Origin of the sequence: Streptomyces sp. NBC_00223 (genome assembly GCF_036199905.1) — a bacterium.
Classification (GTDB): domain Bacteria; phylum Actinomycetota; class Actinomycetes; order Streptomycetales; family Streptomycetaceae; genus Actinacidiphila.
The window spans coordinates 6,095,506-6,122,474 of sequence record NZ_CP108109.1 but is presented as its reverse complement, the minus strand read 5'-3'; the positions used below and the strand labels follow the sequence as shown (position 1 = coordinate 6,122,474).

Annotated in this window: 19 protein-coding genes and 1 CRISPR repeat array; of the genes, 5 read left to right on the top strand and 14 right to left on the bottom strand. The window is 69.8% G+C overall.

The annotated features are described in order from the left end of the window. Window positions 1–3: 3 nt before the first annotated feature. From mgtA to OHA30_RS26140, 3 genes are all read right to left on the bottom strand, one after another. Window positions 4–2,739 (bottom strand): magnesium-translocating P-type ATPase, encoded by a 2,736-nt coding sequence (gene mgtA / locus OHA30_RS26150; RefSeq protein WP_328916321.1) that lies wholly within the window; start codon window positions 2,737–2,739, stop codon window positions 4–6. Then, entirely contained in the window at window positions 2,723–3,076 is a 354-nt protein-coding gene (locus OHA30_RS26145; RefSeq protein ID WP_328918003.1) for an ArsR/SmtB family transcription factor, read from the bottom strand. The genes mgtA and OHA30_RS26145 overlap by 17 nt, the downstream gene beginning before the upstream one ends. Window positions 3,077–3,722: 646 nt before the next feature. Beyond that, window positions 3,723–6,863 carry an AfsR/SARP family transcriptional regulator gene (locus OHA30_RS26140; RefSeq protein WP_328916320.1) on the bottom strand — a complete coding sequence of 1,047 codons (3,141 nt, stop codon included), beginning with the start codon at window positions 6,861–6,863 and terminating at the stop codon, window positions 3,723–3,725. Between the two features lie 432 nt (window positions 6,864–7,295). Here OHA30_RS26140 and OHA30_RS26135 point away from each other — a divergent pair, with 432 nt between their 5' ends. Then, entirely contained in the window at window positions 7,296–9,461 is a 2,166-nt protein-coding gene (locus OHA30_RS26135) for an AAA family ATPase (protein WP_328916319.1), read from the top strand. A gap of 35 nt (window positions 9,462–9,496) precedes the next feature. Here the strand turns inward: OHA30_RS26135 and OHA30_RS26130 are convergent, their stop codons facing one another. The 3 genes from OHA30_RS26130 to OHA30_RS26120 form a co-directional block, all read right to left on the bottom strand. Next, complete coding sequence (locus OHA30_RS26130; protein ID WP_328916318.1) at window positions 9,497–10,399, bottom strand: carbohydrate kinase family protein; 903 nt, start codon at window positions 10,397–10,399, stop codon at window positions 9,497–9,499. A 319-nt stretch (window positions 10,400–10,718) separates the two neighbouring features. After that, a complete protein-coding gene (locus tag OHA30_RS26125) occupies window positions 10,719–11,264 on the bottom strand; it encodes a hypothetical protein (protein ID WP_328916317.1) in 546 nt (181 codons plus the stop codon). Window positions 11,265–11,274: 10 nt separating this feature from the next. Continuing rightward, window positions 11,275–11,634, bottom strand: coding sequence for a hypothetical protein (locus OHA30_RS26120; RefSeq protein WP_328916316.1), 360 nt, complete (start codon window positions 11,632–11,634; stop codon window positions 11,275–11,277). On the opposite strand from OHA30_RS26120, the gene OHA30_RS26115 reads away from it, so the two are divergent. Beyond that, window positions 11,633–11,836 (top strand): hypothetical protein, encoded by a 204-nt coding sequence (locus OHA30_RS26115; protein ID WP_328916315.1) that lies wholly within the window; start codon window positions 11,633–11,635, stop codon window positions 11,834–11,836. The two genes, OHA30_RS26120 and OHA30_RS26115, sit on opposite strands and share 2 nt — an antisense overlap. A gap of 36 nt (window positions 11,837–11,872) precedes the next feature. Here OHA30_RS26115 and OHA30_RS26110 read toward each other — a convergent pair whose 3' ends face one another. The 6 genes from OHA30_RS26110 to OHA30_RS26085 all read right to left on the bottom strand — a co-directional run bounded on the left by OHA30_RS26110 (window position 11,873) and on the right by OHA30_RS26085 (window position 20,160). After that, on the bottom strand, window positions 11,873–12,715 hold the full coding sequence (locus OHA30_RS26110) for a hypothetical protein (protein ID WP_328916314.1): 843 nt from the start codon (window positions 12,713–12,715) through the stop codon (window positions 11,873–11,875). A 30-nt stretch (window positions 12,716–12,745) separates the two neighbouring features. Further along, complete coding sequence (locus tag OHA30_RS26105; protein ID WP_328916313.1) at window positions 12,746–13,168, bottom strand: hypothetical protein; 423 nt, start codon at window positions 13,166–13,168, stop codon at window positions 12,746–12,748. Window positions 13,169–13,227: 59 nt separating this feature from the next. Further along, a complete protein-coding gene (locus tag OHA30_RS26100; protein WP_328916312.1) occupies window positions 13,228–14,784 on the bottom strand; it encodes a hypothetical protein in 1,557 nt (518 codons plus the stop codon). Next, complete coding sequence (locus OHA30_RS26095; RefSeq protein WP_328916311.1) at window positions 14,781–16,268, bottom strand: pyridoxal phosphate-dependent decarboxylase family protein; 1,488 nt, start codon at window positions 16,266–16,268, stop codon at window positions 14,781–14,783. Before OHA30_RS26095 ends, OHA30_RS26100 begins: the two co-directional genes overlap by 4 nt. A gap of 401 nt (window positions 16,269–16,669) precedes the next feature. Beyond that, window positions 16,670–19,012 carry a glycoside hydrolase family 3 N-terminal domain-containing protein gene (locus OHA30_RS26090; protein ID WP_328916310.1) on the bottom strand — a complete coding sequence of 781 codons (2,343 nt, stop codon included), beginning with the start codon at window positions 19,010–19,012 and terminating at the stop codon, window positions 16,670–16,672. Between the two features lie 407 nt (window positions 19,013–19,419). Beyond that, complete coding sequence (locus tag OHA30_RS26085; protein WP_328916309.1) at window positions 19,420–20,160, bottom strand: alpha/beta fold hydrolase; 741 nt, start codon at window positions 20,158–20,160, stop codon at window positions 19,420–19,422. 48 nt (window positions 20,161–20,208) lie between these two features. On the opposite strand from OHA30_RS26085, the gene OHA30_RS26080 reads away from it, so the two are divergent. Further along, on the top strand, window positions 20,209–20,598 hold the full coding sequence (locus tag OHA30_RS26080; RefSeq protein WP_328916308.1) for a winged helix-turn-helix transcriptional regulator: 390 nt from the start codon (window positions 20,209–20,211) through the stop codon (window positions 20,596–20,598). A 1,234-nt stretch (window positions 20,599–21,832) separates the two neighbouring features. Then, a CRISPR array of direct repeats spans window positions 21,833–22,363; the repeat unit is 29 nt; unit sequence GTGCTCCCCGCGCACGCGGGGATGGTCCC. 221 nt (window positions 22,364–22,584) lie between these two features. Here the strand turns inward: OHA30_RS26080 and OHA30_RS26075 are convergent. After that, window positions 22,585–22,953, bottom strand: a complete 369-nt coding sequence (locus tag OHA30_RS26075) for a VOC family protein (RefSeq protein WP_328916307.1) — start codon at window positions 22,951–22,953, stop codon at window positions 22,585–22,587. A gap of 551 nt (window positions 22,954–23,504) precedes the next feature. Next, entirely contained in the window at window positions 23,505–24,494 is a 990-nt protein-coding gene (locus OHA30_RS26070) for a LacI family DNA-binding transcriptional regulator (RefSeq protein WP_328916306.1), read from the bottom strand. A 127-nt stretch (window positions 24,495–24,621) separates the two neighbouring features. Here OHA30_RS26070 and OHA30_RS26065 point away from each other — a divergent pair, with 127 nt between their 5' ends. Together OHA30_RS26065 and OHA30_RS26060 are read left to right on the top strand one after the other, a co-directional pair. After that, window positions 24,622–25,542, top strand: a complete 921-nt coding sequence (locus OHA30_RS26065) for a ribokinase (protein ID WP_328916305.1) — start codon at window positions 24,622–24,624, stop codon at window positions 25,540–25,542. A gap of 37 nt (window positions 25,543–25,579) precedes the next feature. After that, on the top strand, window positions 25,580–26,926 hold the full coding sequence (locus tag OHA30_RS26060; RefSeq protein ID WP_328916304.1) for an NtaA/DmoA family FMN-dependent monooxygenase: 1,347 nt from the start codon (window positions 25,580–25,582) through the stop codon (window positions 26,924–26,926). Window positions 26,927–26,969: the final 43 nt, after the last annotated feature.

The following is a 26,969-nucleotide window of genomic DNA, read 5'->3' as shown; positions in this document are numbered from 1 at the left end:
GCCTCACCCGGCGCCGGCCGCCGGCAGGGCCCCTTCCCGGGCCGTGCCACGGGCGGCGCGGGCCTCGTACCGGGACTTGGCCACCACCAGCGCGGTTCCGTACGCCGTCAGTACCCCGGCCAGCAGCGTGTAGTAGAAGAGCGGCAGGGCGGTGAGGCCGAGCGCGGGGGCCAGCGGGGAGAGCGGGAGCAGCAGACCGATGGCGGCCAGTGCGCAGGTGCTGAGCCGGATCGGGCCGGGGACCCGGCCTTCCGCGGCGTGGCGGCCGGTACGCAGCAGCAGCATCACCAGCGCCTGGGTGAGCAGGTTCTCGGTGAACCAGCCCGACTGGAAGGCCGCTTGGCCGCCGGGGCCGCCGAACCCCCGTACGGACAGGGCGAGTACGCCGAAGGTGGCGATGTCGGCCGCGGCGTTGAGGACGCCGAAGGCGGTGACGAAGCGGAGGATCGCGCGGGGTTCGAGCACCGAGGGCCGCAGCAGTTCGGCGGCCGACGGCCGGTCGTAGGCGAAGGCGAGTTGCGCGGCGTCGAAGCACAGATTCTGCACGAGAACCTGGGCCGGGAGCATCGGCAGGAAGGGCAGCAGCAGTCCGGCGGTGAGCATCGCGATCACATTGCCGAGGTTGGAGGACAGCGCGATCCGCAGGTAGGTGGCGATGTTGCCGCTGCTGCGGCGGCCGGCGACGATCGCGTGGTCGATCGCGGTGAGGTCCTTCGAGGCGAGGACGACGTCGGCCGCCTCCCGGGCGATGTCGGTGGCCTCGCGGGGGGTGATCCCGACGTCGCAGGCGTACAGCGCGGGCAGGTCGTTGATGCCGTCGCCGAGGAAGCCGGTGACCCGGCCGCCCGCGCGCAGCGCCCGTACCACGCGGGCCTTGTGCCGGGGCGAGCAGCGGGCGAAGACCGTGGTGCGCTCGGCGAGTTCGGCCAGTTCGTCCTGGCCGAGGAAGTCGATCCGGTCACCGGTGACCACCTCGCCGGGGTCCAGACCGATGGCGCGGCAGGCGCGGGCGGCGGTGCCGGGATGGTCGCCGGTGAGCACCTTCACGGCGACGCCGTGCCCGGTGAGCGCGGCGAGCGCGTCGGCCGCGGTGTCCGCAGCGGCGTCGCGCAGCCCGACGGTGCCGAGGAAGGTCAGCCCGTACTCGTCGGCCGGGGTGAGGGCGTACGGGCCCAGCCGGGCCGGGCGTTCGGCCAGGGCCACGGCCAGCACGCGCAGCCCGCTCTCGGCCCGCTCCGCGCAGTCGCGCAGCAGCCGGGCCCGGGTGTCGTCGTCCAGGTCGGTGTCCTGTCCGCCGGCCCGTACCCGGGTGCAGCGGCCGATGACCGCCTCGACGGACCCCTTGACCACCAGGGTGTGCGCACCGGGCCGGCCGGGCCGCCGTACGACGGCGGTGGCCAGCCGGCGCACCGGGTCGAAGGGCAGTGCGGCCAGGGCGTCGTGGCCGAGGTCTTCGTCGCGCTCCCCGGCGGCGGTCAGCAGCGCCTCGTCGAGGGCGTCGGGGGCGGGGAGTTCGGCGAGCTGGAGGGTCCAGTAGCTGTTGACGGCCGCCCAGTGCAGTACCCCGGGGTCGTCCCGCCCGTCCGGGCCGAGCGCGGACTCCAGGACCGGCCGGTCCTGGGTGAGGGTGCCGGTCTTGTCCGTGCACAGGACGTCGACGGCGCCGAGGTCGTGGAGCGCGGGCAGTCTCTTGACGATGACACCGCTGCGGCGGGCCAGCAGTGACGCTCCCCGGGCCAGGGCCGTGGTGACGACGACCGGCAGCATCTCGGGGGTCAGTCCGACCGCCACCGCGACCGCGAACGGCATGGTCTCCAGGCCGCGTCCGCGCAGCCCGGCGTTGGACATCAGCACCAGCGGCGGTGTCAGCAGCATGAAACGGATGAGGGACCAGGAGATGCCGTGCACGGAACGGTCGAACGCCGTCTCGCGCCGCCGCGGCGCCGGTCCGCCGTGGGTGGCGGCGAACCGGGTGCGCTCCCCGGTCGCGACGACGACCGCGGTGCCGCTTCCCGAGGCCACGCTGCTGCCCTGGAAGCACAGATGCGGACGGCCGGCCGGAAAGGGCGGTGTCGGGCCGGGGACCTCCACCGGGTACTTGGCGACGGGGGCGGACTCGCCGGTGAGGGCGGCCTGGTGCAACGTGAGGCCGTTGGCGCGCAGCAGCCGCAGATCGGCCGGGACCAGGTCGCCGGGGCCGAGCAGGATGACATCGCCGGGCACGAGCTGGTCGACGGGGACCTCACGGGTCTCCGGCGGGCTGTTCACGTCCGTCCGGCGCCGTACGGTCGCGGTGGCGGCGACCAGTTCGCGCAGCCCTGTCGCCGACCGGTCGGCGCGGTACTCGCCGCTGGACCGCAGCACGCAGCTGACCGTCACCAGCGCCATGATCACGCAGGCGGTGGTCCAGGCGGCGACGGCGGCCGACACCAGGGCGAGGCAGAACAGCACCGTGGTGAACGGATCGCGCAGGCTGCGCGCGAAGCGCCGGGGCCAGGAGACGGACCGCAGCGCGGGCAGGACGTTCTCGCCGTACCGGACGAGGCGCTCCTCGGCCCGCGACTCCGGGAGACCACGGGGCTCGGTGCCCAGAACGCGCAGGAACTCCAAGGTGGGCAGGCCGGTCGGATCGCGCTCGGCGGCGGCGCCCGGGAGGCGCGTGTCCGTGTCCGCGGTGCCGCGCGGTTCGGTGGCGACCCGGGCCAGGGGACGTGGACCTCCGTCAGGCGCCCAGATCACGGATGCGCCCAGGCGCCGTCGTGTGCCCGCCGCGGTCGGCGAGCTGTCCCAACAGCCAGCGCACCATGGTCTCCACGTCCGGGTCGTCCACGAGATACACCACGTGCCGGCCCTCTCGGCGGGAGCGCACCAGACCCGCCAGCTTCAGCTTCGTCAGATGCTGGCTGACGGCGGGCAGGGCGCCGCCGACCCGCTCGGCGAGCGCGCTCACATCGCTCTCGCCGTGCATCAGGGCCCACACCAGGTGCAGTCGGGCGGGCGAGGCCAGCAGGCCGAAGGCGACGGCGGCCTGGGTCAGCACTTCGGCGGGCAGCTCCTCGAAGTCGCCCATGCCCATCGCCGCCACCCCTCGCCCCTCCCGCACCGCACACCCGACCGCGCGAGCGCCCAGTCTAGACGCCGCCCGCCCCGCCCCACCGCGCCCCAACCCCGCCGGACGGCTGCGGCGGGGGCTGTCTCCGGGGGCGGAGGAATGCTCGCCCGCCCCCTTCCGAACCTGTTCCGAGCCCGTTCCGAGGGCCGTCGGGGGCAGCACGCCATTGCGCCAGCAAATACGCGCAGCCCACTTTTGCGGGCGATATGGCCGGGGTTCGCGCGGGCGCACCACGGGCCGGGCGCGCGGCAGCGGACGGACCCGCGCCGAAGCCGTGCGGCATCGGCGGCCGCTCACTCATGAGTCAGCGTATCCGCTGGCCAACCCCTGTGCCAACGGCTGCAACGTGCACGGAGTGACGATTCGTCACCCACCCTGAGGGCCCACCGGAACGGTGTGCGCCGGCGCCCTCCGGCCAGGGTATGATCACGGCGAGTGCTCTCGCACATACGGACCAGCACATCCCTGCCCGTGCGTAGTAGCGCGTAACTTCTAAGGAGCGATTTGCATATGCAATCCGCAATGCGCTGTGGCGTGCCCACGACGGCCGATGAGAAGCTTGAGATCTTCATGTGGTTCGGCTGGCTCTGACAGCGAACGTCGGGAGCCGCTAGGATCCGGTGGCTCCCGAGGCACCCAGCCTTCTCCGCACCGCCTCGGCGTCCTGGACGCCGAGTTGCTCGTACACGGCGAGAGCGCGTTCGAAGCAATTCCGCGCCGCCGCTGCCCCCTCCATGGCCTCCAGGGTCTGGCCCATCCCGTCCAGCGCGCGTCCGACGGCGAGCGGGATGTCGATCTCCTCGGCCAGGCGCAGCGCTTCCTGGAACGTCGCCATCGACGGACCGAACTGCCGCGAGGCCCGTTGCGCGTGGGCCGTACCGACCAGTGCCTGTTGACGCGCGTAGCGGTCGCCGATCCGGTCCGCGACGTGCTCGGCCATCTTGAAGTGGAGCCGGGCTTCATTGTGCCGGGACATCTCCAGGTAGGTCTGGCCGATGCAGATGAGCACGTCCGCCTCCCCCCTCGGGTCACTGGTGTCGCGGTAGGCGTTCAGGGCACGGCGGTACTGGGAGAGCGCCCCTTCGAAGTCCCCGGTCGCCCGGCGGATGTTGCCGATGTTGGTGAACAGATTGGACATCTCCTGGCGGCCGCCGATGACACGGACCAGGGCGAGCGAGCGGACGTAATGGCCGCGGGCTTCCTCGTACCGGCCCAGAATGGAGAAGACCTCGCCGATGTTGTTCAGCGCCTTCACCTGGCCCAGGCGATCACCGATGTCCGTGTTGGTGGCGAGCATGGCCCGGAACTGTTCGACGGATTCCGCGTATTGGCCGGCGTGGGACAGGGCGACGCCCAGCAGATTCTGAACGTATGCCTCACCACCGCGGTTTCCGGTGGCCCGGTGCAAGGCCAATGCCCGGCCCAGGCAGTCGAAGGCGTCGATACGGCGGCCGTCGATGAGACGGCTCCGGCCGATCTGGATGAGGGCCTGGGCCTGTGTCTCCTGGTCGTCCCGGTCCCGGCCCATGGCCCATGCCTCCTCGGCTACGGACAGGGCTTCGTCGTGTGCCCCCTGATTCCACAGCAACGCGGCCATTTCCGCGAGCAGTCGGCCGGTCACCGCGTCGTCGGCGCCTTCCCGTGCCAGGTCCACCGACGCGGTGTAGAGATCCGTCGCCGTGTCCCAGATTCCCCATGCCAGGAAGGACGGGCCCAGGACATGGGGGAAGAACAGCGCGTGGTCGGGCGACCGCGCGACCGCCGTACGGGCGGCGGCCAGCAGATTCGCGCGTTCGAGGTCGAGCCACGCCTCGCCCTCCTCGGCGGTGCGCAGCCGTGGATCGGCCGCTGTCGGGCCGGGCACGGAAGGCGGCACGCCGATACGGCGGCGGTGCGGACGGGCCAGCCGGTCGGCCCGGTCCGCGTGGAGGAGATAGTGGTCCAGCATTCTCCGTACGGCGGCCTGCCGTACGACCGGGGAATCCTCGCGATCTCCCGTCTTCAGTCCGAATTCACGAATGAGGTCGTGGGTCCGAAACCGGTCACGTCCGCTTTCCTCGATGAGGTGGCCGTCGAGGAGCGTGTCAAGACCGCGGCGTGTCCGGCCTTCTTCCTCGCCCGCCAGCGCGGCGGCGACTCCGACGGTGAAATCGGGTCCCGGGTGGAGAGCGAGACGGCGGAAAAGGCGCCGGTCCCCGATGTCCAGTTCCGCGTAGCAGAGTTCGAATGCGGTGGCGATGCCCAAGGACGTGTCGATCTCATCGAGCAGTGAGGCCGCCCGGGTCAGCCGGTCCGCCAGATCCTCGATGTCCCAGCCGATCCGGTGCCGGAGGCGGGCGGCGGCCAGATGGAGTGCGAGGGGATGGTATCCGCACAGTTCCACCGTACGGCGGAGGGCGGCGGAATTCGTGGTGCGGGCCCGGCCGGCCACCCGGGTGAAGAGCGCCGACGCCTCCGACGGGGAGGGCACTTCGAGGGAGAGCGACCAGGAGCCTTCGAGGTCGGTGAGCCGGTGCCGGCTGGTCACCAGTACCGAGCAGCTGTGGGTGCCGGGCAGCAGCGGACGTACTTGAGCGGCGTCGTAGGCGTCGTCGAGAACGACGATCGCTCTGCGCCGGGCGGTCAACTCCCGCCAGAGGGCCGCCCGCTCGTCCAGTCCGGCCGGCAGGCGTTCCACCGGCACCCCGAGCGTGATGAGCAACTGGGCGAGCGCGCCGCCGGGATCGAGCGGGGGCTGACTGCCGAAAGCGCGTAAATTGATGTAAAGACGCCCGTCCGGATACCGCTCATGGAGAAGATGCGCGACGCGAATGGCCAAGCGGGTCTTGCCCACGCCTGGCATTCCGTGCACCACCGCGAGCGGCAGGGCCGTACGGCCGCCCGGTTCTCCCAACTGGGCGAGCAGCAGGCCGATTTCCTCCCTGCGTCCGGTGAAATCGGGTATGTCGCGCGGCAGGTTGTCCACCGCCGGTAATTGGGGGTGTTCGGGCTCGACGGGAAGGAGCAGTTCGGGATCGCGCCTGAGCACACGCTGATGAAGCTCCTGGAGTTCCCGTCCCGGCTCCAGGCCCAGTTCGTCCTGGAGCCGCCGGCGGGCCGAGCGGTACGCGGTCAACGACTCGGCCGGGCGGCCGCATCGGTAGAGCGCGATCATCAGGTCGGCCACCACGGGTTCGACCACCGGGCTGAGACCGGCCAGTTCCCTCAGTTCGCTGACCAACTGGGCGTGCCTGCCCAGGGACAACTCCAGCCGGATACGGGATTCCGTGGCCTCCCGCAGTTCCTCCCGGAGCCGCTCCCGCACGGACTCGGCCCAGTATCCCGTGAGTCCCGCGAGAGGCTCGGCCCGCCGCAATGCCTCGGCCTCCCGCAGCAGGGTGACGGCGTACTCGACGTCCCCGCGTTCGGCGGCCTGTCGGCTCTGTCGGCACAAATGCCGAAAACTCATGAGGTCGACCGACCCCGACAGAATTCGCAGCGAGTAGGTGCGTGAGGAGAAATCCAGACTGACCTGGTCGCCGATCGCGGCGCGAAGCCGGGACCGCAGGCGGGAGATGTAGCTGTGCAGGGTCTCCGAAGCGCTCGGTGGTGGATCTCCGTCCCAGGCTTGATCGATGAGCCGGTCCACCGGAACCGCTCTGCCCTCGGCCATCAGAAGTATCGCCAGTACGCGTCCTTCTTGCTGGGTTCCGAGTCGGTGTCTCCGGCCATTCGCCCACAGCTCAAGGGGGCCAAGGATGCGCAGTTCCACCAGCGATCTCCCCGTGCCGATCTTCTCCGTCGTCTATGCAACTGAGTGGCATGCACGTGTCGCTCAGAACGGCAGTGTGACACGGGCCACGGTCATGTGGCAGGGGCCGCGGAATTGGGACACGGGCGCGCCCGGGGAGAATTCGCCAAAATCCCGCGGACCGGAATTTTCGGGGAATCACCCATTCCTGCGGCCGCCTCGTCTGCTGCCCCCGGGGCCACCCTGGTCAGGCCGGGCTCGGGCTGCGGTCGCCTGTGCGGAGTGGTGACGGGTCCGCCGGGTCGGTGAACGCCGGCAGCGGGAATCCGGCCAATTGTTCGTACGCCGAATAATAGCCTTGCCGTTTGCTGAGGCCAGGAAAAGGGCAGATCGACCGAGGCAGCGGATGTACCTGTGCCGGTGAATCGGCCGTGGCGGCACTCGGGGGCCTGTGTGGAGAGTTCCGACCGTCATGCCACGCCCGCGATCAACGACACACGCAACGCGATGTCCGGCACGGTCCACGGCCCCAGCGTCCAGGCGGCCACCATCCACGGTGACGTCTATCTGGGGATCGCCGCCGCCCAGGAGCAGGCTCCTCGCGTGCCCCGCCAACTGCCTCCCGGGCCACGGCACTTCACCGGCCGCACCGAAAGCCTCGACGCTCTGGACGCCGCACTCGACGCCGCACTGACCGGGGAGGGGCCGGCCCTGGCGGTGATCAGCGGACCGCCGGGCGTCGGCAAGACCTCGCTCGCGCTGTCCTGGCTGCACCGGCGCGGCGACCGCTTCCCCGACGGCCAGCTGTACGTCGACCTCCAGGGACACCTCACCGAGCAGCCGGTGGCGCCCAGTTCCGTACTGCCGCGGTTTCTGCACGCGCTGGGCGTGGGCCCCGGCCATGTACCGGGCGACCTGGCCGAGCAGACCTCGCTGTTCCGTACGCTCACCGCCGGCCGGCGCCTCGCCCTGCTGTGCGACAACGCCTTCTCGGCGGCCCAGGTGCGCGTACTCGCGCCGGTCGCGCCCGGCAGCGTCTGCGTGGTCACCAGCCGGTGGCGGCTCACCTCGCTGCTCCTGGACGGCGCCCGGATGGTGCCGCTCGAACCGCTCGACACCGAGGATGCCGTAGAACTCCTCGCCCTTATCGCGGGCCAGGAGCGGGTCGCCGCCGACTACGCCGCCGCACGGGACCTCGTGGACTCCTGCGGGCGCTTTCCCCTCGCGGTGTGCGTCGGCGCGGCGCTGCTGACGGTCCGGCCCGGGTGGAGCATCGCCGAGGCCGCCGCCGACCTCGACACGGGGATTCGTTCCACCGCAGCCGATGAGGAGTTCTCGATGATCGCGTGCCTGGACCAGGCATACGCCGCCCTCCCGTCCGACGCCGCCCGGCTGTACCGGCGGCTGGGCCTGCACCCCGGGCCGGAATTCGGCGCGGGCGTCGTCACGGCCGTGGCCTCGGCCGAACCGGCGATCGGCGGCCCAAGGGAACGGGCGGCCGCGCTGGTCGACGCGAGTCTGCTGAGCGCCCCCGGCCCCGACCGCTACCGCTTCCACGACCTGATACACCAGCACGCCCTCGGCCGTACCGAGGCCGACGACCCCGGCGAATTGCGCGGCGGGATCGTACGGCGGGTCCTCGACCACTACCTCGCGACGGCCAACAGCGCCGACCGGGTCCTCAATCCCCAGCGCCACCGGCCGCCGCCGCACTATTCCTCACCCTCGCCCGACGCGATCACCTTCACGGACTCCGCCGCCGCGCTGGAGTGGTTCGCCACCGAGCGCGGCAATCTGGTCTCGGCCCAACGGCTGGCGGCCGACAACGACTTGCACTCCGCCGCCTGGCAGATCGCGGACGCGATGTGGCCGCTGTTCTCCTCCCTTCACCTTCACGAGGACTGGACGGCCGCGTATGAACTCGGCGTTGCCTCCGCGCGAGCCTGCGGGCACCGACTCGGCGAGGCGCGCCTGCTCACCGGGCTGGGGGTCGCGTTGCGCGACGCGGGCCGCGACGCCGAGGCGTTACGGGCCTTCGACCGGGCGGTCTCCGTACGCCGTGACATCGGCGACCGCCGCGGCGAAGCCCTCGTCCTGCACCACGCCGCGCTCACCCACCGGGCCCTCGGCGACCTGCCGCGGACCGGCGAACTGCTGCGCACGGCGCTGGACCTCCGGACGGAGGTGGGCGACACCCGCGGCCAGGCCCGCGAACACGCCGCCATCGGCGAGACGGAGAGCCTGTCGGGCCGCCACACCGAAGCCCTCGCCCAACTCACCCGGGCCCGCGACATGCTCACCGGAACCGGCGACCACCACGAAATCCTCGTCGAACGCCTCCTCGGCCAGGCCCACGTGCGGTCCGGGGACGAGCCCGCCGCACGCGCGCACTTCGCCGTCGTACTGGACCTGCTGGACGGGAAGGGCACGGTGTTCGAGGAAGGGACCGTGTACGAAGCGCTCGGCGACCTCGACGAGCGGGAGGGCGACCGGGCTTCGGCCCGGAGCTGTTACGCCCGGGCCGAAGCCGTCTACACGGGACTCGGCGCCGTCCAGGACGCGCGGCGCGCCGCCGCTCGTCTGGCCCGTCTGGACGACACCACCGCCGGATCAGGCTGACGGATCACGCCGAAAGCCTGTCGCCGGGGGCCGGCTCACCGCCAGCTGCCCACTCGCGTCCGCATCGGGTACGCCCGCCGCAGGGCGGCGAGTTCCGCGCGGGTGACGAACCCCTCGGCCGCCGACTCCGCGCCGATCTTCCAGCCCGCGAACAGCACCGCGGACTCCAGCGCCTCGACCGGCTCCCCCGACGCGAGCCACCCGTGCAGGAAGGACGCGAACAGCGCGTCGCCCGCCCCGTCCGTGCTCCGGATCGGACGAGGGGTGACGGCCTCGATCTCGACCAGGCGGCCGTCCCACAGCCCCATGACACAGCCCGCCGCTCCCCGCCCGACCGCGACGATCCGGCAGCCGGGGTAGCGCCGGAGCACTTCGGCGATCCACTCCTCGGGCCGGCCCGGCAGCCGTTCGTGGCTGCAGAAGAGCACGTCGGCCGATTCGAACCACGGCCGCTGCCGCTCGTTGTCGAGATCCGCCGCCAGGTGCATGTCCACCGCCACCGGCATCTTCAGCAGTTCCTTCGACACGCCCAGGAACGGCTTTCCGAACGGATGGCTGGTCACGATGGCCAGATCGGCCTCGACCGCCCGCTCGATGTACCGCTCCATCGGATACTCGACCCACGTCTCGGAATTCCAGGCGTTCCGTGCCACCCGGCCTTCCGAGTCGACGAAGATCACCGTCTTCGGGGACTCCTGGGTCGTCACCACTCCTCGCCCGTCGAGTCCACGACGCTTCAGGGCCGTCCTGATGGCGTGGCCGGCGTCGTCCTTCCCCACCTGCGTGCACAGTTGAGGACTGTCACCGAGGGCCGCCAGCGCGCTGGCGATGTTGTACGCTCCCCCGACCACCGCGCAGCCCATCCATGACGCATGACGCAAAGCGCTGTACTCGAGCGGAAAACGGTCGACCGGCACGGTCATCGCCAGCCGGGTCATTCCCACCACTGCAAACCGCGACATATTCGCTCTTGCCTCCCCCACGCGATTCGAGACAGATCGGGCCATGGGCCCGTCCGCCCGAGTATGCGGGAGGCGTCTGGACGAAAACCTTGCAACTTCCCTGCGAATACCTTGACCGCGAAACGGAAGTTCCGAAGTGCCGCAAGTGCCACCGGAATTCGTCGTGCCGTTCGTCAACGTACCGCCAAGGGCCCGGCGCCGCGAGGGGGGTCTCGCGGGCCGGGCCCCTGGGAGCGGGTGCCGCCAACCGGCGACGCCAAACGGTGTCGCCAACCGGTGTCGCCAACCGGTGTCGCTAGACGGCGAGCACCCTGATCGACGGGTGGTCGACCGAGTTGAGGTACAGCCGTTCCTTCTTGCCGTCCTGTTCCAGCTCCAGGACGAGCCGGTACTTGTACAGCCCCGGCCGCAGCGTGCTCAGCACCGTACCGGCCCAGTAGTAGTAGACCGGGGTGTACTTGTCGCGGATACGGTCGGGCATGCCGTAGATCTTCAGCTCGGTGCAGACCTTGATCTCGGCGACGTCCTCCTCGTCCCCCTCCTCACTGTCGAGGAAGACGATGTTGTTGATCTTCGGCATGGGCGGCCAGGTGCCGTCGGGCCGCTTCTCCATGTCGATCGGGCGGATGATCCAGTTCAGCACCTGGCCCTGCTTGCAGTACGTCTCCAGGTGGGGGGTGCCCTGGCCCTGGCCGCCGACGCTGTTGTCCATCATGTAGACGGCGTCCTTGAGCGAGCCGTTGGCTGCCGCCTTCTCCATGTCGACGAAGGTGACGATGTTGAGCTGGACCGAGTTCAGCTGCCCGGGGTTCTGCTTCTTGTCCTCGACGCTGGTGGTCATGGTCTCCCTCTCAGCCCCGTCCGTTGACGGCGTTCGCACCGACCAGGACCGGCGACAGGTCCGTGGTCAACGGCTCGGTCCGCGTGCCCAGCCGGAAGGTGATCCGGTACGGGGTCGCCGCCACGTCGTCCTTCTTCACCGTGCCGATCCAGTACGAGACATCGGTGCCGGGGTAGACCTTGCGGACCGGCTCGCACACCGAGGGGTCGATCGCGATGTCCTCGATGGCGACATACGCCTCGCACTCCAACGCGAAGGTCGACCACAGCAGTTGGTCGCCGGCCTTCACCTTGGTCCGCAGCTCCTCGGTGCCCAGACCGGTGGAGCCGAGCGGCTTGTTGGTGTCGTACAGATACAGATTGCCGTGCATGCCCAACGTCGCCAGGGCGCCGACGACGTCCACCACGGCGGCGATCGACACCGGCCGCCGTGTACTGTCCGCCGACCCCTGGGCACCCTTCGGCTGGTGCTTCTGGCTCTTCGCCGCCGGACTCGTCGTCCCGCTCGCCGTCGCGCTTTTCGCCACGCTCTTCGCCGCGCTCATCGGCCCCTCCTCACTCGTACGCCCATAAGGTCGTACGCTCGTGTGCTCGTCGACTCGCCGCGGATCACGCGTGGCTGTCGTACGGCTCGTGGATGTCGTACGGCTGCGGCGGGGCGATGGGCAGCAGGCCCAGGCCCCCCTTGGTGAAGCCGTTGCGCTTCGGGTCGGTGGCGATCCTGAGCTTGGCGTCGTACGTCATCCGTACCGGCAGCCAGATCCACTCGCCGTCCTGCTCCTTCAGCTCGTGGAGTTCGATCTCCATCGTGTAGGAGTAGGTGCCGGGCCGGGACGTGTCGACCGACGCGGACCAGTACCACCCGTCGGTGACCAGGTCGGGGGAACCGTAGGCCGCCGGGTAGATGATCTTGTTGTCGACGGCCTCGCCGGTCACATCGGTGAGCACCGGCGCCGGGTGAACGGCCGCGGACGGGGGCTCGCCGGGGTCGTGGGTGACGACCTTGCCGGTGAGGTCCACGACCTTGTGACCGCCGCGGCTGCCCGGACGGTTGGCGCTCTCGACCCTCGTACGGGTGCCGACCTTGCGCTGGATCGCGCTGAGTTCGGCCGCCACGTCGGTGCCGTCGGACTGCGCCCGGCTCGCGAGGTCGTCCAGCGCGGCCAGCGCCTTCTGGTCGCTCTCCCTGGCCCGGTCGGCGAGATAGCCGCGCGGGACCGTCGGGGGGATCGAACCGAGGCTGTACAGCAGCCAGTTGAGCACCTGCTCGTTCGCCTGCGAACCGTCGTTCCAGTACGTGCCGTTGATGGCCGAGACGAGTTCGCCCGTGCCCTCGCCGGTCGAGCCCTGGAGCTTCATGTTGTCGAACAGATAGGTGTTGCCTTCCAGCGTCCTGGACTCCAGGGCCGCGGCCACGTCCACCATGACGATGATCGCCAGCTGTTGGCTCATGGACCTGCCTTTCTCATGGGGTAGCGATCTCTACAGGCACGTGAGGGAGGCCGAGTCGATGTGCGCGACGCTGGCCGCTCCCTCGTACATCTGGAACTCCACCCGGTACCGCTGCGGAACTCCGCGCGGCATGTAGGCGGGCACGACGCCGGACCAGACGTCCCGGCCCAGTTCCGCGCTCTCCGACGACGGGGTGATCTCGCCGGCCGGGGAGCCGTCGGCGCCGAGGAAGGTGATGCTCTTGATCTCGACCGGCGTCTGCACGTCCAGCGCGATCGCGGACCACTGGACGACCTGGCCCGGGCGGACGACCGTGCACAGCTCGGGAGTTCCCTGGCCCGTGCTGTCGTAGGCGCTGTCGTCGATCAGACAGAGATTGCCGTTGAGCAAGGTGCTCTCCGACAGCGCCCCGATCACGTCCACCACGGCGGCGATGTTCACTTGCGGTTTCATTTGCGGTCCGTCCCCACTTCTCCGGTGTTCTGGTCTGCCAGGGCGTGTGGAAACACGCCCTATCCCCGGTCCCGCACCAGGGGCACCTTTCCGACGTCCGTGCGCTCGATCTCCGCCGAATGCCTCGGCACGAAGCGCAGATCGAAGCGGTAGCCGGTCTTCTCGATCGAGGCGGGCACGGCCTCCCACTCGTTGTAGAGCGACAGCGAGCGGGGCAGGGACTCGGTGAACAGCCGCTGCACCCCGTGCACACCCAGCGCCGTGTCCAGCCGGTACGCCAGCGCGGGCACGTCGTCGACCGCGGCGAGCAGGGTGAGCACCTTGCCCTCCCGGTAGTTGACGAACTGGATCTCGTGCGCCGCCTCGTCCAGGTCGCACGCCCCGGCCGCCTTCAGCGCGTCGCGCACGACGTCGTAGGCGCGGGTGGCGGAGTACTGGCTGTCGTTGAGGTGCAGCACATCGCCGCTGCGGCCCGCGAACTCGAACCGCTGGGCCTTAAGCCCAGGCCCCTCCGTCCTCGGCCGGCGGGCCATCCGGTCGCCGAGCTTGAGGCGCAGCAGCGGCGCCTCGTGGGCGTGCAGCCGGGTGACGACGAGCTCGCCCTCCTCGCCCTCGGCGACCCAGCGCCCGTTCTCGTCCACGATCTCCACCAGGTGCAGTCCGGGGACCGCGGACAGATACGGGGAGTCGTGCCGGAGCTGGAGCCCGATGGTCTCGGCCTGGGTGGCGGCGAAGTAGCTGAGGATCTCCAGGTTCGGGTACATCGCCTGGAGTTCGACCCGCTTGCGGTGCGGCAGCACACCGCTGCCGTACATCGCGACGCGGAAGCTCTCCTTGGCCGCCTGGCTCATGCCCGCGCCGAGTTCGGTGAGGATCGCGATGCCGGCGGTGATCCCCATCAGGGCCTTGGGGCCCGGGTAGGAGAACATGTGCTCGATCACCGCGGTGCCGACGGGGCCGGCGCCGATGTAGTTGATGCCGGGGACGCTCTGGAGCACGCCGCCGACCATGGTGCCGCTGCTCCACATCTGGTAGTCGGCCAGCGTGGTGAACAGCCACTTGGGGTCGCTGCCGGTCAGATACGCGTCGAGCATGTAGGCGCCCATGAAGTCGCCCGCCACCCGGTAGGTGTCCTGGAGTTCGCGCAGCGAGTAGACGCTCTCCACGGGCAGTCCGCCGCTGGTGCCGCCGCTGGCCACGATCTGGAAGCCGCCGCGGTCGAGCGGCACCACCAGTCCCGGCCGCGTCCCCATGAAGAAGTCGCGCTGGACCTCCTTGTCGGCGAGCGGGATCTCCTGCCACTCCTCGTACGACGCGGGGACGCGCTTGACGCCGGCGCTGTCCAGCCGGTCCTGCCACAGCGGGTTGAGCAGCACGGTGTTGACCATCTGCTGGAGACGGCGCAGCACCAGGGCGTCCTGGATCTCGTGGTCGATCTCGCTGTACGGGCGCTTGCAGAGCTTCGCGCTCTCGCGCATCTTGCCGAGGAACGAGGGGAGTTCGGCGACCTGGTCGACGGAGGTCGGCTCCAGTTCCGCGTCCGGGATCAGCCGGTCGACCAGCGTGTCGATCTCACCGGGCGAGAGCCGCAGGGGGGCAGGTTTCACAGGGCTCATCGGTGGTTCTCCCTCTCGGGTCGGTGCTGCCCGGCGCGCTCCGGATTCCGGAGTTCGTCGAGAGCGGCCTGTCCTGCCTTGCGGATCTCGGCGAGCAGCAGATGGACATGCTCGGCGGTGATCCGGTGGTTCATCATGACGACGCGCAATGCGGCGACACCGTCGATGTTCACCTTGGAGATGAAGAATTCGCCCTGGCTCTTGATCCGGTTTCTGATCTCCTCCTGGAGGCGGTGCACCTCCTCTTCCGCGACGCCGGGCGGGCGGTAGCGGAAGGCCAGGATGTTGGACTCCGGGCGGTGCGGGGTCTCGAAGTCGGAGTCGGCCCGCAGGATTTCGTGGACATCGGCCGTCAATTGGCAGAGATAGTCGATCTTCTCGGCGAAGAGCGCCCTGCCGTACATCGCCCACAGCACCCAAAGACCCATGATCATCGGGCGTTTGGTGCATTCGAAGTTCTTGTCGCCGCTGTCCAGCGCGGTGTAGATGTCCGGCTTCTCGTCGAACACATAGCTGGCCTTCTGGCGGAAGGCCCCCGAGCTTTTCTCCTGGTCCCGGTAGAAGAGCAGGGTGCAGGGCGCGGGGACGAACATCATCTTGTGCGCGTCCCACGTCAGCGAGTCGGCCTTCTCGATACCGCGCAGCTTGTGGCGGAACCGGTCCGACACCAGCAGGCTCGCGCCGTGCGCGCCGTCGACGTGCAGCCACATGTCCCGCTCGCGGGCGATCTCGGCCAGTTCGTCGAGCGGGTCGAAGGCGCCGACCGCGGTGGTGCCGGCCGAGGCCACCAGGCAGAAGACCTTGAGGCCGCGCGCCTCGGCCGCGTCGAGGGCCGCCCGGGCGCGCTCCACGCAGATCTGCTTGTCGTCGTTGAGCGGCAGCCGCACCAGATGGGCATCGCCGATGCCCATCACGCCGGCCGCGCGGGCCACGCTGTAGTGCACGTCCTCGCCCACCGCGATGGCGGGCCTGGGCTGTCCCTCGACCGCGGCGACGCCGTCCGGCCAGAAGCGGGGGAACTTGTCGTTGCGCGCCGCGAGCAGCGCCGTCAGATTGGCCAGGGACCCGCCGGAGGTGGTCACCATGGCGAAACGGCCGGGCTCGTAGCCGATGAACTGGTTCAGCTCGTCGGCCATGATCCGCTCGACGACGCTGGGCAGCTGCGCCGCCTCGTAGAAGGACGACGGCTGGTTGACCACGGAGCTTACGAAGTCCACGACGGCCGCGAGCGGGACGACGCCGGAGAACTGCCGTCCCATGTAACCGGGCGAGTGGACCTGGATCCCGGTCCTGATGTACAGGTCCATGATCGCCGAGAGCTTCTTCTCGTCGAATTCGGCGATCCGCTCGGACTCCGCCGTCATCAACGCTTTCGCCGCCTGCGCCAGCAGGGCGGGGTCGGTCAGATCAAGACCCTTGATGGAGGTGTCGGCCAGATGGGATTCCAGCTTGCCGACGATCGTCTGTGAATTCGACCGGAACAACTGGGGATCGAACGCGTCGAGGGATAATCCGTTCTGACGTTTCCGGTCCGCTAAGGGCGGAGGAGCGGCCCGGCCGCGCGGGGCGACCAGCGATTCCAATCCCTTGCGTTGTTCGAGGCTCGGCGCATTCTCGGACCGAGACTCTGTCATATGCGTTCTCCCTGAGAACTAATCACGCAACCGCTGGTTCGGTGAAGCATCTCTTTGCCAATCCTTGGCATTACCCTTGTGCGGGCGAGTTCGAGAATGTCGCCGATCTTGGACGGCTGTCCAGCGGGGTCACTCGTTGGTGGGACGCCAGCTCACTCTGATGGCCTAATCCGCGCCTTTTCTGGGCATACGAAAGGCCCGACGCGGTGATCCGCGCCGGGCCGTTCGTCGTGCTGAGTTACTTTACGTTTCTACGACAAGGTGCAGACCGGCGTGTACGTGCCGGCCGTCCCGTTGGCGGTGAATCCGAAGGACGTGTTGCCCCCGGCGGCGATGGCGCCGTTGTAGGGCGCGTTGGTGACGGTGACGTTGTTGCCGCTCTGGCTGACCACACCGTTCCACAGGCTGGTGATGGTCGTGTTCGTCGCACTCCACTTGACCGTCCAGCCGTTGCTCGTCGACTTTCCGGTGTTGGTGACGGTCCCGTCGGCCTGGAAACCGCCTGGCCAGGAGCTGGTGATCGTCAGCGTGACCGAGCATCCGCTGCCGTTGCCCGGAGGCGTGGTCGGCGGGGTCGTCGGAGGCGTGGTGGGGGGCGTGGTCGGCGGAGTGGTCGGGGGCTTCGTGGGCGGGGTCGTGGGCGGCGTTGTCGGAGGCGTGGTGGGGGGCGTGGTCGGCGGGGTGGTGGGAGGCGTCGTCGGCGGGGTGGTCGGCGGCGTGGTGGGCGGGTTCGTCGTCGAGTACGTCAGCCCGTAGCCGAACGGGAACAGCGGTGTCTTGCCGTCACCGTCGTTGATCGGCTCCTGCGAGGCGCTCTGCATCCACGACATGGGGAGCTTGCCGCTGGGCGCGTAGTCACCGAAGAGCACGTCCGCGACGCCGGCGCCCTCGGTGCCCGGCAGCCAGGCGGCCACCAGGGCCTTCCAGTCGGGCAGTTGGGCGGCGATGTCCAGCGGGCGGCCGGAGACCAGGACCGTGATCACCGGTACGCCGCTGGCCTTGAGCTTCGCCAGCACGGCGAGATCGTCCGCGTCCAGGCCCAGTGAGCCGGTGCGGTCGCCGTCGCTCTCGGCGTACGGGGTCTCGCCGATGACCGCGATGGCCGCGGAGTAGCTGTTGTTGATGCCGTTGCCGTTGCGGTCGTACGTCACCTGGGAGGAGTTGTTCACCGCGGACTTGATGCCCTGGAGGATCGTCGTGCCCGGGGTGATGTTGCCGCTGCTGCCCTGCCAGCTGATCGTCCAGCCGCCGCTCTGGTTGCCGATGTCGTCGGCGGACTTGCCAGCCACGAAGACCTTGGCGTTCTTGGCCAGCGGCAGCACCCCGCCGTCGTTCTTGAGCAGCACCTGCGACTCGCGCACGGCCTGCCGGGCGATCGACCGGTGGGCGCTCGAACCGACCGAGGAGGTGTACGACCGGTCGGTCAACGGGTGCTCGAACAGACCGAGTTGGAACTTCTTGGTCAGGATGCGGCGGTTGGCGTCGTCGATCCGCGACATGGGAACGGCGCCGCTGTTGACGTCGCTCTTGAGGTAGTTGATGAAGGTCTTGTAGTCGTTGGGCACCATCACCATGTCGACGCCGGCGTTGACCGCGGTCGCGATCTCGGCGGCGGTGAAGCCCTTCTTCCCGTCGATCTGGTCGACGCCCGCCCAGTCGGTCACCACGAAGCCCGAGAAACCGAGTTCGGTCTTGAGCAGGTCGGTGATCAGGTACTTGTTGGCGTGGTCCTTGACCCCGTTCCAGCTGCTGAACGAGATCATGACCGAGCCGACCCCGCGGTCGACCGCGGCCTTGAACGGCGGCAGGTGGATGGCCCGCAGATCGGCCTCGGAGAGGGTCGCGTTGCCCTCGTTGACCCCGCCGTCGGTGCCGCCGTCGGCGATGTAGTGCTTGGCGGTGGCCAGTACGGAGGCCGCGCCGCCAAGCGTCGTACCCTGGAGACCGGTGATCTCCGTGGTCATCGCGGTGGGCAGCTCGGGCTTCTCGCCGAAGGACTCGTAGGTGCGGCCCCAGCGGTCGTTGCGGGCCACGCACAGGCACGGCCCGAAGTCCCAGTCGACGCCGGTCCCGGAGATCTCCTCGGCGGTGGCCCGCCCGATCTGCTGGACGAGCGAGGGGTCACGGGTGGCACCGAGGCCGATGTTGTGGGGGAACATCGTGGCGCCGTACACGTTGTTGTCACCGTGCACCGCGTCGACCCCGTAGATCATCGGGATCTGCAACGGGCTGGTCAGGGCGGTGCGCTGGAAGCTGTCGTACATGTCGGCCCAGGACGAGGCCGTGTTGGGGGTCGGCGCCGAACCGCCGCCGGACAGCACGGAGCCGATCCGGTACGTGGCCAGGTCCGACTGCGGGACCAGCGCGGCGCGTTCGGCCTGGGTCATCTGGCCGACCTTGTCGTCCAGGTTCATCCGGGACAACAGATCGTCCACCCGTTGGGACACGGGCAGCCCGGGGTCCTGATAGGGCAGCACGCCGGCGGCCGCGGCGGCGGGCACGGGCGCGGCGTTCACGGCGGCGTTGGTGAGGGAGAACATCGCGAGAGCCGCGGCTAGGGCGATGCCGGTTCGGCGAAGTGTACGTCTGGACATGGGAACTCCGTGTGGGGGGATTTCTATGGGAGCGCTCCCATAGATCAAGCCAGTGGAGTCAAAGGAGTGTCAAGACGCGGGTCACCGTGCACTACTTGAACGCCGGGCACGCCTGGGCGCGCGCCCGGGTCGGACACGCGCACCGGCCCTGCTCCCCCGGCCCCCGAACACCGGGCGCCCTCGGTCCGCGCCCGCGCCGGACGGGTGTCGGCCATCCCCAACCGGCGGTCGGGCTTCGAGGGTTGACGCCGGGTGGGGAGGCTACGCCCTGATCTCGTGCATCAGCATGCGCAGGGTGAGGCTGTGCTTCTCGGGCGGCAGGGCGTCCATGGCCGAGCGCGCGTACGCCACGCCTCCCGTACGTTGCCCGCCGGGAAGTCACGCGCGAGGACACAGCCGGCGACCGGTCAGTCGGCCTTCAGCAGCAGGTCGGTGAGTGCGTCCGGCACGGTGACCATGCAGTCGTGGCCGCTTCGCAGCTCCCACACCTGCGACGCGGCGCCGCCCGGCCGCACCTCCGGCACCGGGCGACGCGTGACGTCCACCGGTGCGCTGCCGACACAGTGGATGTACGTCCGGGAAATCGCGTCCACCGCCGGGTTGTCCAGCCGGACCGGCTCCAGGAAGCAACGCACCGACTCGTCCGACAGCATGGTGCGCAGCCACGCAGTGTCCTGCGGGTCGGTCACCCCGAACAGGCCCACGGGCGCGGGCATTTCCGGCAGGGGCGGGATACGCCAAGGGGTGTCGGAGTCGGCGGCCGCGTCAATCATTCGCCGGGTCCGCGGTATGACGTCCAGCGCGCTGTCACCGTCGCTCGGGACCATCGCGTCGACGTAGACCAGGTGCGCGATCCGGTCCGGGACCTCGTTGGCCACGCCGGAGATGACCATCCCGGCGTAACTGTGCCCGACCAGGACCACGTCGGTGAGGTCCCGTTCGCCGAGGAGAGCGACGACGTCGCCGATGTGGGTGTCCAGGCCGACGTCCGCGGTGAGCAGGTGTTCCTTCTCGCCGTGGCCGGTCAGTGAAGGCGCGAACACTTGATGCCCGGCCCGCGTCAGCAAAGGAACCACCCGGTCCCAGACGCGCCCGCTGTGCCAGGCGCCATGGACAAGAACATAGGCTTTCGTGTGCGATGTACTCATGCAGGAGACGCTACTGAGCCGATAGGAACCCCCGGGTAACCTTCGGCCATGCATGACTCAGCCGGAAGCGTCTTCCTTGCCGACTGCCCCGCCCGGCTCGCCATCGACATCATCACCAACAAATGGGCCGTGGTCGTCCTGTTCGCCCTCAGTCACGGGCCCTGCCGGCACGGTAAACTCGTCGACCTCGTCGGTGGCATCTCCCGCAAGGTACTCACCCAGACACTGCGCAGACTGCAAAGCTACGGCCTGATCGAGCGCCGCGCCTACGCCGAGGCACCCCCACGGGTCGAATACAGCCTCACCGACCTCGGCCAAACCCTCACCGAACCCATCGCCGCCCTGACCGACTGGGCGAAAACCCACGGCGCCGCTGTCGCCGACTTCCAGGAACAGGAAACGGCGCAACAGAACACCACCACCGCCTCCGACAGTTGATCCGTGACCGTCCGAGGTCGGGGCCGCCGTCGGCGCATGTGGTCTGCTCAGGGCGTGTGCCCTGCCCCCGAAGAGTCCGCCGATTCGGTCCGGCGCCCCGGCGACGCATGGAGGAACAACACCATGAGGTCGGGCCTTCCGTTCGTTCATGTGATCTGCGCGTACCGACTGTCAGAGGGCGAATCCGATCACGCGGCGCGCTGCTCGCGCCTTCCCGAAGCTTCCCGAAGCTTTGCGGGCCTGTGCGTCCAGAGCACTCACCCTGAGACGATCACCTCAGACACCCCAGGGCGGGTCCGTAGGCATCCAACGCCCTGTCTCCTCCCACCGAACCCACGTCCACGCCGCCACTGTAGCCCCGGCAAACCTCCTCGGGCGTCCACGTGGCCATGGGACCATCCCCGCGGACGCGGGGAGCACCTGTATCCGAGCGCGCGTTGGTAGTCGGCGTAGGGACCATCCCCGCATGCGCGGGGAGCACGACCCGGGTCTCTTCCTCCGCGCCACGGCACCGGGACCATCCCCGCATGCGCGGGGAGCACCCGAAGGCGCCGCCGCTGCGCGCCTTCCCGTGGGGACCATCCCCGCATGCGCGGGGAGCACTCTCTGCGCTTCTTCCAGCAGAGGTCTGGCTGAGGACCATCCCCGCATGCGCGGGGAGCACGTCACCCTTCACCCCCGCCGAGCGTCCTCACCGGGACCATCCCCGCATGCGCGGGGAGCACCCTAGATGACCTGGGGCTTTACCGGCCAGGAACGTCTGTTTTCACCACTTCCACAGAAACCGGCATACGGGACCAGCAGGCCATACTCGACCTCAACTCGTAGCTCACACGTCCAATTGACCTCAGCCTACGGAACCCACCCATCACGTAGGCCCACAACGTCTACAGCCCGACCCCCAGTCCCTCAGAGTTCGGACTCATGCAGCGATGGGTTCAGCAGCCGATCGGTGACATCGTTGCTCGCACCGCAGGGTGCGGGGTATCTGCGGCTCCGGCGGCATGGCATCGGCCGCCGCATGCACGAGAACCCGCAGGCCGCCAACTGAGGCCCCCGGGCCTGGTCCGACACGCTACGGCCCTGCGTGCCGGGCGCGCCGCGTAGGCTCAAGCAGGTTGCGTTTTTCCGAGCTACGCGGCGAGGCGAAAGGGTTCATTGGCTCCATATGTCGGTTCCAATGGAAGTGACGAAAACTAGCGCCCTTGGCCAGTAAAGCCCCAGGTCATCTAGGGTGCTCCCCGCGCACGCGGGGATGGTCCCTGCTCGCTGGCGAGGTTCTTCGCGAGGTCGTCGTGCTCCCCGCGCACGCGGGGATGGTCCCACCGGCACCGAAGCCGCCGCTGCGCTGCTCGCCACCGACGAAGCGGTGCTCCCCGCGCACGCGGGGATGGTCCCGTCACTGGCCGGGGCCAGACCTACCCGCAACCGTGCTCCCCGCGCACGCGGGGATGGTCCCGGGAACGGCGTGCGGGCCGCCCGCCAACTTCTGTGCTCCCCGCGCACGCGGGGATGGTCCCCAGCCCACCAGGTCGCCGGCGGGAAGCGCCGGGTGCTCCCCGCGCACGCGGGGATGGTCCTACGGCATCTGCCCGCTGGGGTATTCCCGGGGAGTGCTCCCCGCGCACGCGGGGATGGTCCCCACTCCGCACACGACAGGGAGAAGTTACGTGTGTGCTCCCCGCGCACGCGGGGATGGTCCCTCGGTGCCGACTGGGCCGCCCAGCTCACCGCGAGTGCTCCCCGCGCACGCGGGGATGGTACGTCCTTTGTCTCCGGGGCCTGGCTGCTGGACGTGTCCCCCGTTGAACGCGGCTTTGCCCACCTGGAGAACCGGCGGGGCCTCACCGGGCTCCGTACTGGCCCCGCCTGCGCCACCCACCTGTTACGCGCGAAGCTCGTCCTGACGAACATCGGGGCCAGCAGCGGCAATTGATCCCTACCGCAGCAGATAGCCCACGATCAGCACAAGCACCCGGAACAGCGTCACCGGGCCGGAATCGGCTGGGTGAGGTTCACCGGGTTGCCGTCGGGGTCCTTGATGTGGGCGACGCGCTGTCCCCACGGCATGTCGTTGGGGCCTCCGCTGACCGAGCCGCCCAGCGCCTCCACCCGGGCGAGCGTCGCGTCGACGTCGTCGACACCGATGCTGAGCAGGATCCGCGGTGCCGCCCCGGTCCCCGGGTCCGCCTTGGCCACCAGCCCGAGGTCGGTGTCGCCGATGCGCAGGCCGAGGTAGAAGGCCGGGCCTTCCGCCGGTACCCGGAAGATCTCCTCGGCGCCGAACAATTCCGTATAGAAGCCGAGCAGGACGTCCTGGTCGGCAGTCAGGATCACGGGCTGGATGGTGGACATGGCACTCCTGTCGAGAACGGTCGTGTCGCCGGGTAGACCGTTCGAGGAGGGTGAACTCATCGGCAAAGCCACCCCGCCGGACGATCTGCACCCCAGACTGCCGCCCGCGACCAGCACAAGCACCCCGAAACGCGGCCACGCCACCCCTGCTGACCAGCCACTTCACGATGGCGGAGCCTCAATGGGGCCTCACTCGGCTGGGAAGGCAAAAGATCAGAGGCGGTTGAACGGCTCGGCGTACGTGAAGGCTCCCCGCAGAGGGTCGGCTCGTACGCGGTCAGGGTGCGGACCTGGAAGTAGGCGCCCCAGCCGGGGTCCGGCGGTGTGATGCCGAGTCGTGTGCCGGCGCGGAACCCGAACCGGTTGTAGTAGGTGGGGTCGCCGAGGAGTACGACGAGGGGTTCGCCGACCGCGTCCGCCGCACCCAGTACGGAGTGGACGAGCGCCAGGCCGACGCCGCGTCGCTTCACCGTGATGCGACGAGCACTCGGCCAGCACCAGCCGTAGACCGGGAACCGCCGAACCACCGACCCGACCAACCTGACCACCCGTCAGGACTCTTCCGTCGAGGCCCGGACGACGAGTTGGGGAGGGAAGCGCTCGACCCCTTCCGTCCGTTCCCGGCTGGGCGCCTGAAGCAGCGTCAGCGCGCGCTCCGCCATGGCCGACAGCGGGTGGCGGATGGACGTGATCGGCGGGTCGATGAGTTCGAGTATCTCCGTGTCGTCGAACCCGGTGACGGCGATCTGCCCGGGTACCGCGACCGACGAGCGGTGCAGCGTGCTCACGAGCCCCACGGCCAGGACGTCCGCCCCGCAGACGACCGCGTCGACCTGGTCGCGCTGCTCGATGATGCGGCGCCCCGCCATCCGTCCGGCGTCGGTGGTGAAGCTGGGCAGGAGGATGGTGTTGGCGTCGGGTCCTTGCGCCTCGGTGAAGGCCGCGAGCCGTTCGGCGCCCGAGGAGGACGCCTGATCGGCGGCGACGAGAGCGATCCGGTGCCGCCCGATGCCCTCCAGATGGTCGATGAGAAGCCGGACCGCGGACGCGTTGTCGAGCGTGACGGCGACCGTGCCGGATCCTTTGGCCCATCGGTCGAAGAGGACGACGGGACGGCGCTTGGCGGCCTCGCGGACGGCGGGTCCGGACGCTCCGGCGGATACGGGGACGACGATCAGGCCGTCCACCCGTCCGCCGAGCAGGGTGTCGATCTGCTCGGCCTCGATCGCGGTGTCGTTCGCCGCGTCGGTGACCACGTGCGTGCCCCCCGCGGCACGCACGTGCCGTGCGATGGCATCGGCGAGTTGGACGAAATACGGGTTGGCGAGCGTAGGGAGGACGATGCCGATCGTGCCGGTACTGCCGGTGCGCAGCGCCCTGGCCGAGTGGTTGGTCTGGTAACCGAGCCGTTGCGCGGCCTCCTCGACGCGGCGCGCGAGCTCCGGATCGACGTTGCGCGGCGTTCCGGCGAGAACACGTGACGCCGTCGCGCGGGAGACGCCGGCGGCCTTGGCCACGTCGAGGAGTCGGGGCGCTGTCACGTAGGAGTCCTTACTCGGTCGGTGGGCGCTGCGCCGTCACGGCGGGGCGGGCGTACCCGACGAGGCTACTTGACGGCGCGGGAACCCTGGTACAGCATGTCGGAGATCGATCTCCCAAGGAGTGCCAATGTCGTCCATCACGGTCGTCGGTTCGGTGAACCGCGACTTCGTCCTGACCGTCAAGGACCTGCCGCACCCCGGCGAGACCGTGCTCGCACGGCACTTCGTGGAGGGGGTGGGCGGCAAGGGTGCCAACCAGGCCGTCGCCGCCGCCCGCCTCGGATCGCGGGTGCGTCTGGTCGCCAGGGTCGGCGCGGACGCGGCCTTCATCCTCGACGCGCTCGCGTCCGAAGGCGTGGACGTCGAGGCCGTACGGTCGGACGAGCGGACCACGACCGGAATCGCCGCGGTGGTCGTCGACGACGCCGGCGAGAACACCATCGTCGTGAATCCGGGGGCCAACGCGGACCTCGGCGCCCAGGACGTGCCGTCCCGGCTCGTCCGGTCGAAGGGAGAGGTCGTCGTCATCCAGCACGAGATCGCGCCCGACGTGGTCGACCTGACCGTCCTGCGGGCCCGCGAACAGGGCGGGGTCGTCGTCCTCAATCCCGCCCCCGCCCGCCCGATCGACACGCGGGTACTGGCCGCCGTCGACGTCCTCGTCCCCAACCTCGGCGAGCTCGCCTCACTTCTCGGCGCCGACCTGCCCGCCACCCTCGACGAGGCGCGCGGCCTGCTGGAGCGCGCCGAACTCCCGTGCCGGGCCGTCGTGGTGACGCTCGGCGCGGACGGCGCCCTCCTGAAAGAGGCGCACAGCACCGACATCACACACATCCCCACGCCGTTCGTGGACGTCGTCGACACCGTGGGTGCCGGCGACACCTTCTGCGGCGCCCTCGCGGACGCCCTCGGACGTGGCACCGGCCTGCCGGCCGCGGTGGAACGCGCCGTGCACGCGGCGTCGTACGCGGTCACCGGCCTCGGCGCACAGGCGTCCATGCCCTACGCGTCCCAGCTCGACGTACCCGCGGTCACCTCTGCTTCCTGACCCGCGGGTCACCCAACAGCACTACGGAGAACCACCCATGAGGAACCTCAAGCTCGGCGTGTTCGAGAACGCGCAGACCAACGCGAGTGGCACGGCCACCTGGCGTCACCCCGACAGCCGGCGGCACCTTTTCGACACTCTCGAATACTGGCGCGATCTCGCCGCGATCTGCGAGGACGCCAAGCTGGACTTCCTGTTCCTCGCCGACGCCTGGGGCTGGTCCGAGATCGACGGCACGCGCCCGCCCATCGCCACGGAGGAGACCCTCGACCTCCCGCGGCTCGATCCGATGGTCGTGGCGTCCGCGCTTCTGTCCACGACGACCGACCTGGGTCTCGTCGTGACGGGCTCCGTCCTCGTGGAACCGCCGTACGCCTTCGCCCGCCGCCTCGCCACGCTCGACCAGCTCTCCGGTGGCCGGATCGGCTGGAACATCGTGACGACCGGCACGGCCGACACCGCGGTCAAGGCGTTCGGCATGGAGATGGTGGCGCACGACAACCGCTACCGGATGGCCGAGGACTTCCTCGACCTCGTCTACAAGTACTGGGAGGGGGCCTGGGAGCCGGACGCGCTGGAGAAGGACAAGGACGGACGGTTCGCCGACCCCGCCAAGGTGCACCTCGTCACCCACGAGGGCCCGTTCTTCCGCTCCGAGGGGTACGGCAACACCGCGCGTTCCCCGCAGGGCTCGCCCGTGCTGTTCCAGGCGGGTGCCTCGCCCGCCGGTCGCCGGGTCGGCGGGCGGCACGGCGAGTGCATGTTCGTGGGAAGCGGCTCGGTCGAGCAGCTCGCCGGGCACACCGCGTCCATCCGCGAGGAGGCCGTCAAGGCGGGCCGCCGAGCCGACGAGGTGAAGGTGATGTCCGCGTTCTCCTGCGTCATCGGCGCGACGACATCCGACGCGGAGCGGCGCTACCAGCGGATCCTCGACGCCCAGCGGCCCGAGGTGACCGTGGCCAGCTACGCCATGTTCACCGGGCTCGACCTCTCGTCCTACGCGCCCGAGACACCCATGACCGAGCTCTCCACCGAGATGTCGCAGACCCAGGTGGCCCGCTTCGCCGGCAAGACGGTCGGTGACGTCCTCGCCGACTGGCACACCCACGGTGTCGGAGCGCGGCCCGTGGTCGGTACGGCCGAGGAGATCGCCGACGAGATCTGTTCGCTCGCGGAAGGCGCCGACCTCGACGGATTCCTGCTGTCCCCGACGGTCCAGCCGGCCTCGACGACGGACTTCGTCGAGTCGGTCCTGCCGATCCTGCGGGCGCGCGGAGCCTTCCGCGGGGAGTACACGGAGGGCGAGAGCCTGCGCGAACGGCTTACCGGAGCGTCCGACCGCGCGCTGCCCGCCAGCCACCCCGCGGCGCGGTACCGGCACTGAGACCGCGTACCGGCACTGAGAAACAGAAACTCGCGACGAGAGG

Excerpts from the sequence above, each read along its gene's own strand:
- OHA30_RS26145 (WP_328918003.1), bottom strand. The coding sequence starts at position 3,076 with ATGGGCATGGGCGACTTCGAGGAGCTGCCCGCCGAAGTGCTGACCCAG.
- OHA30_RS26130 (WP_328916318.1), bottom strand. The coding sequence starts at position 10,399 with ATGACCCGGCTGGCGATGACCGTGCCGGTCGACCGTTTTCCGCTCGAG.
- OHA30_RS26125 (WP_328916317.1), bottom strand. The coding sequence starts at position 11,264 with ATGACCACCAGCGTCGAGGACAAGAAGCAGAACCCCGGGCAGCTGAAC.
- OHA30_RS26115 (WP_328916315.1), top strand. The coding sequence starts at position 11,633 with ATGCCCAACGTCGCCAGGGCGCCGACGACGTCCACCACGGCGGCGATC.
- OHA30_RS26120 (WP_328916316.1), bottom strand. The coding sequence starts at position 11,634 with ATGCACGGCAATCTGTATCTGTACGACACCAACAAGCCGCTCGGCTCC.
- OHA30_RS26110 (WP_328916314.1), bottom strand. The coding sequence starts at position 12,715 with ATGAGCCAACAGCTGGCGATCATCGTCATGGTGGACGTGGCCGCGGCC.
- OHA30_RS26105 (WP_328916313.1), bottom strand. The coding sequence starts at position 13,168 with ATGAAACCGCAAGTGAACATCGCCGCCGTGGTGGACGTGATCGGGGCG.
- OHA30_RS26100 (WP_328916312.1), bottom strand. The coding sequence starts at position 14,784 with ATGAGCCCTGTGAAACCTGCCCCCCTGCGGCTCTCGCCCGGTGAGATC.
- OHA30_RS26090 (WP_328916310.1), bottom strand. The coding sequence starts at position 19,012 with ATGTCCAGACGTACACTTCGCCGAACCGGCATCGCCCTAGCCGCGGCT.
- OHA30_RS26085 (WP_328916309.1), bottom strand. The coding sequence starts at position 20,160 with ATGAGTACATCGCACACGAAAGCCTATGTTCTTGTCCATGGCGCCTGG.
- OHA30_RS26080 (WP_328916308.1), top strand. The coding sequence starts at position 20,209 with ATGCATGACTCAGCCGGAAGCGTCTTCCTTGCCGACTGCCCCGCCCGG.
- OHA30_RS26075 (WP_328916307.1), bottom strand. The coding sequence starts at position 22,953 with ATGTCCACCATCCAGCCCGTGATCCTGACTGCCGACCAGGACGTCCTG.
- OHA30_RS26065 (WP_328916305.1), top strand. The coding sequence starts at position 24,622 with ATGTCGTCCATCACGGTCGTCGGTTCGGTGAACCGCGACTTCGTCCTG.
- OHA30_RS26060 (WP_328916304.1), top strand. The coding sequence starts at position 25,580 with ATGAGGAACCTCAAGCTCGGCGTGTTCGAGAACGCGCAGACCAACGCG.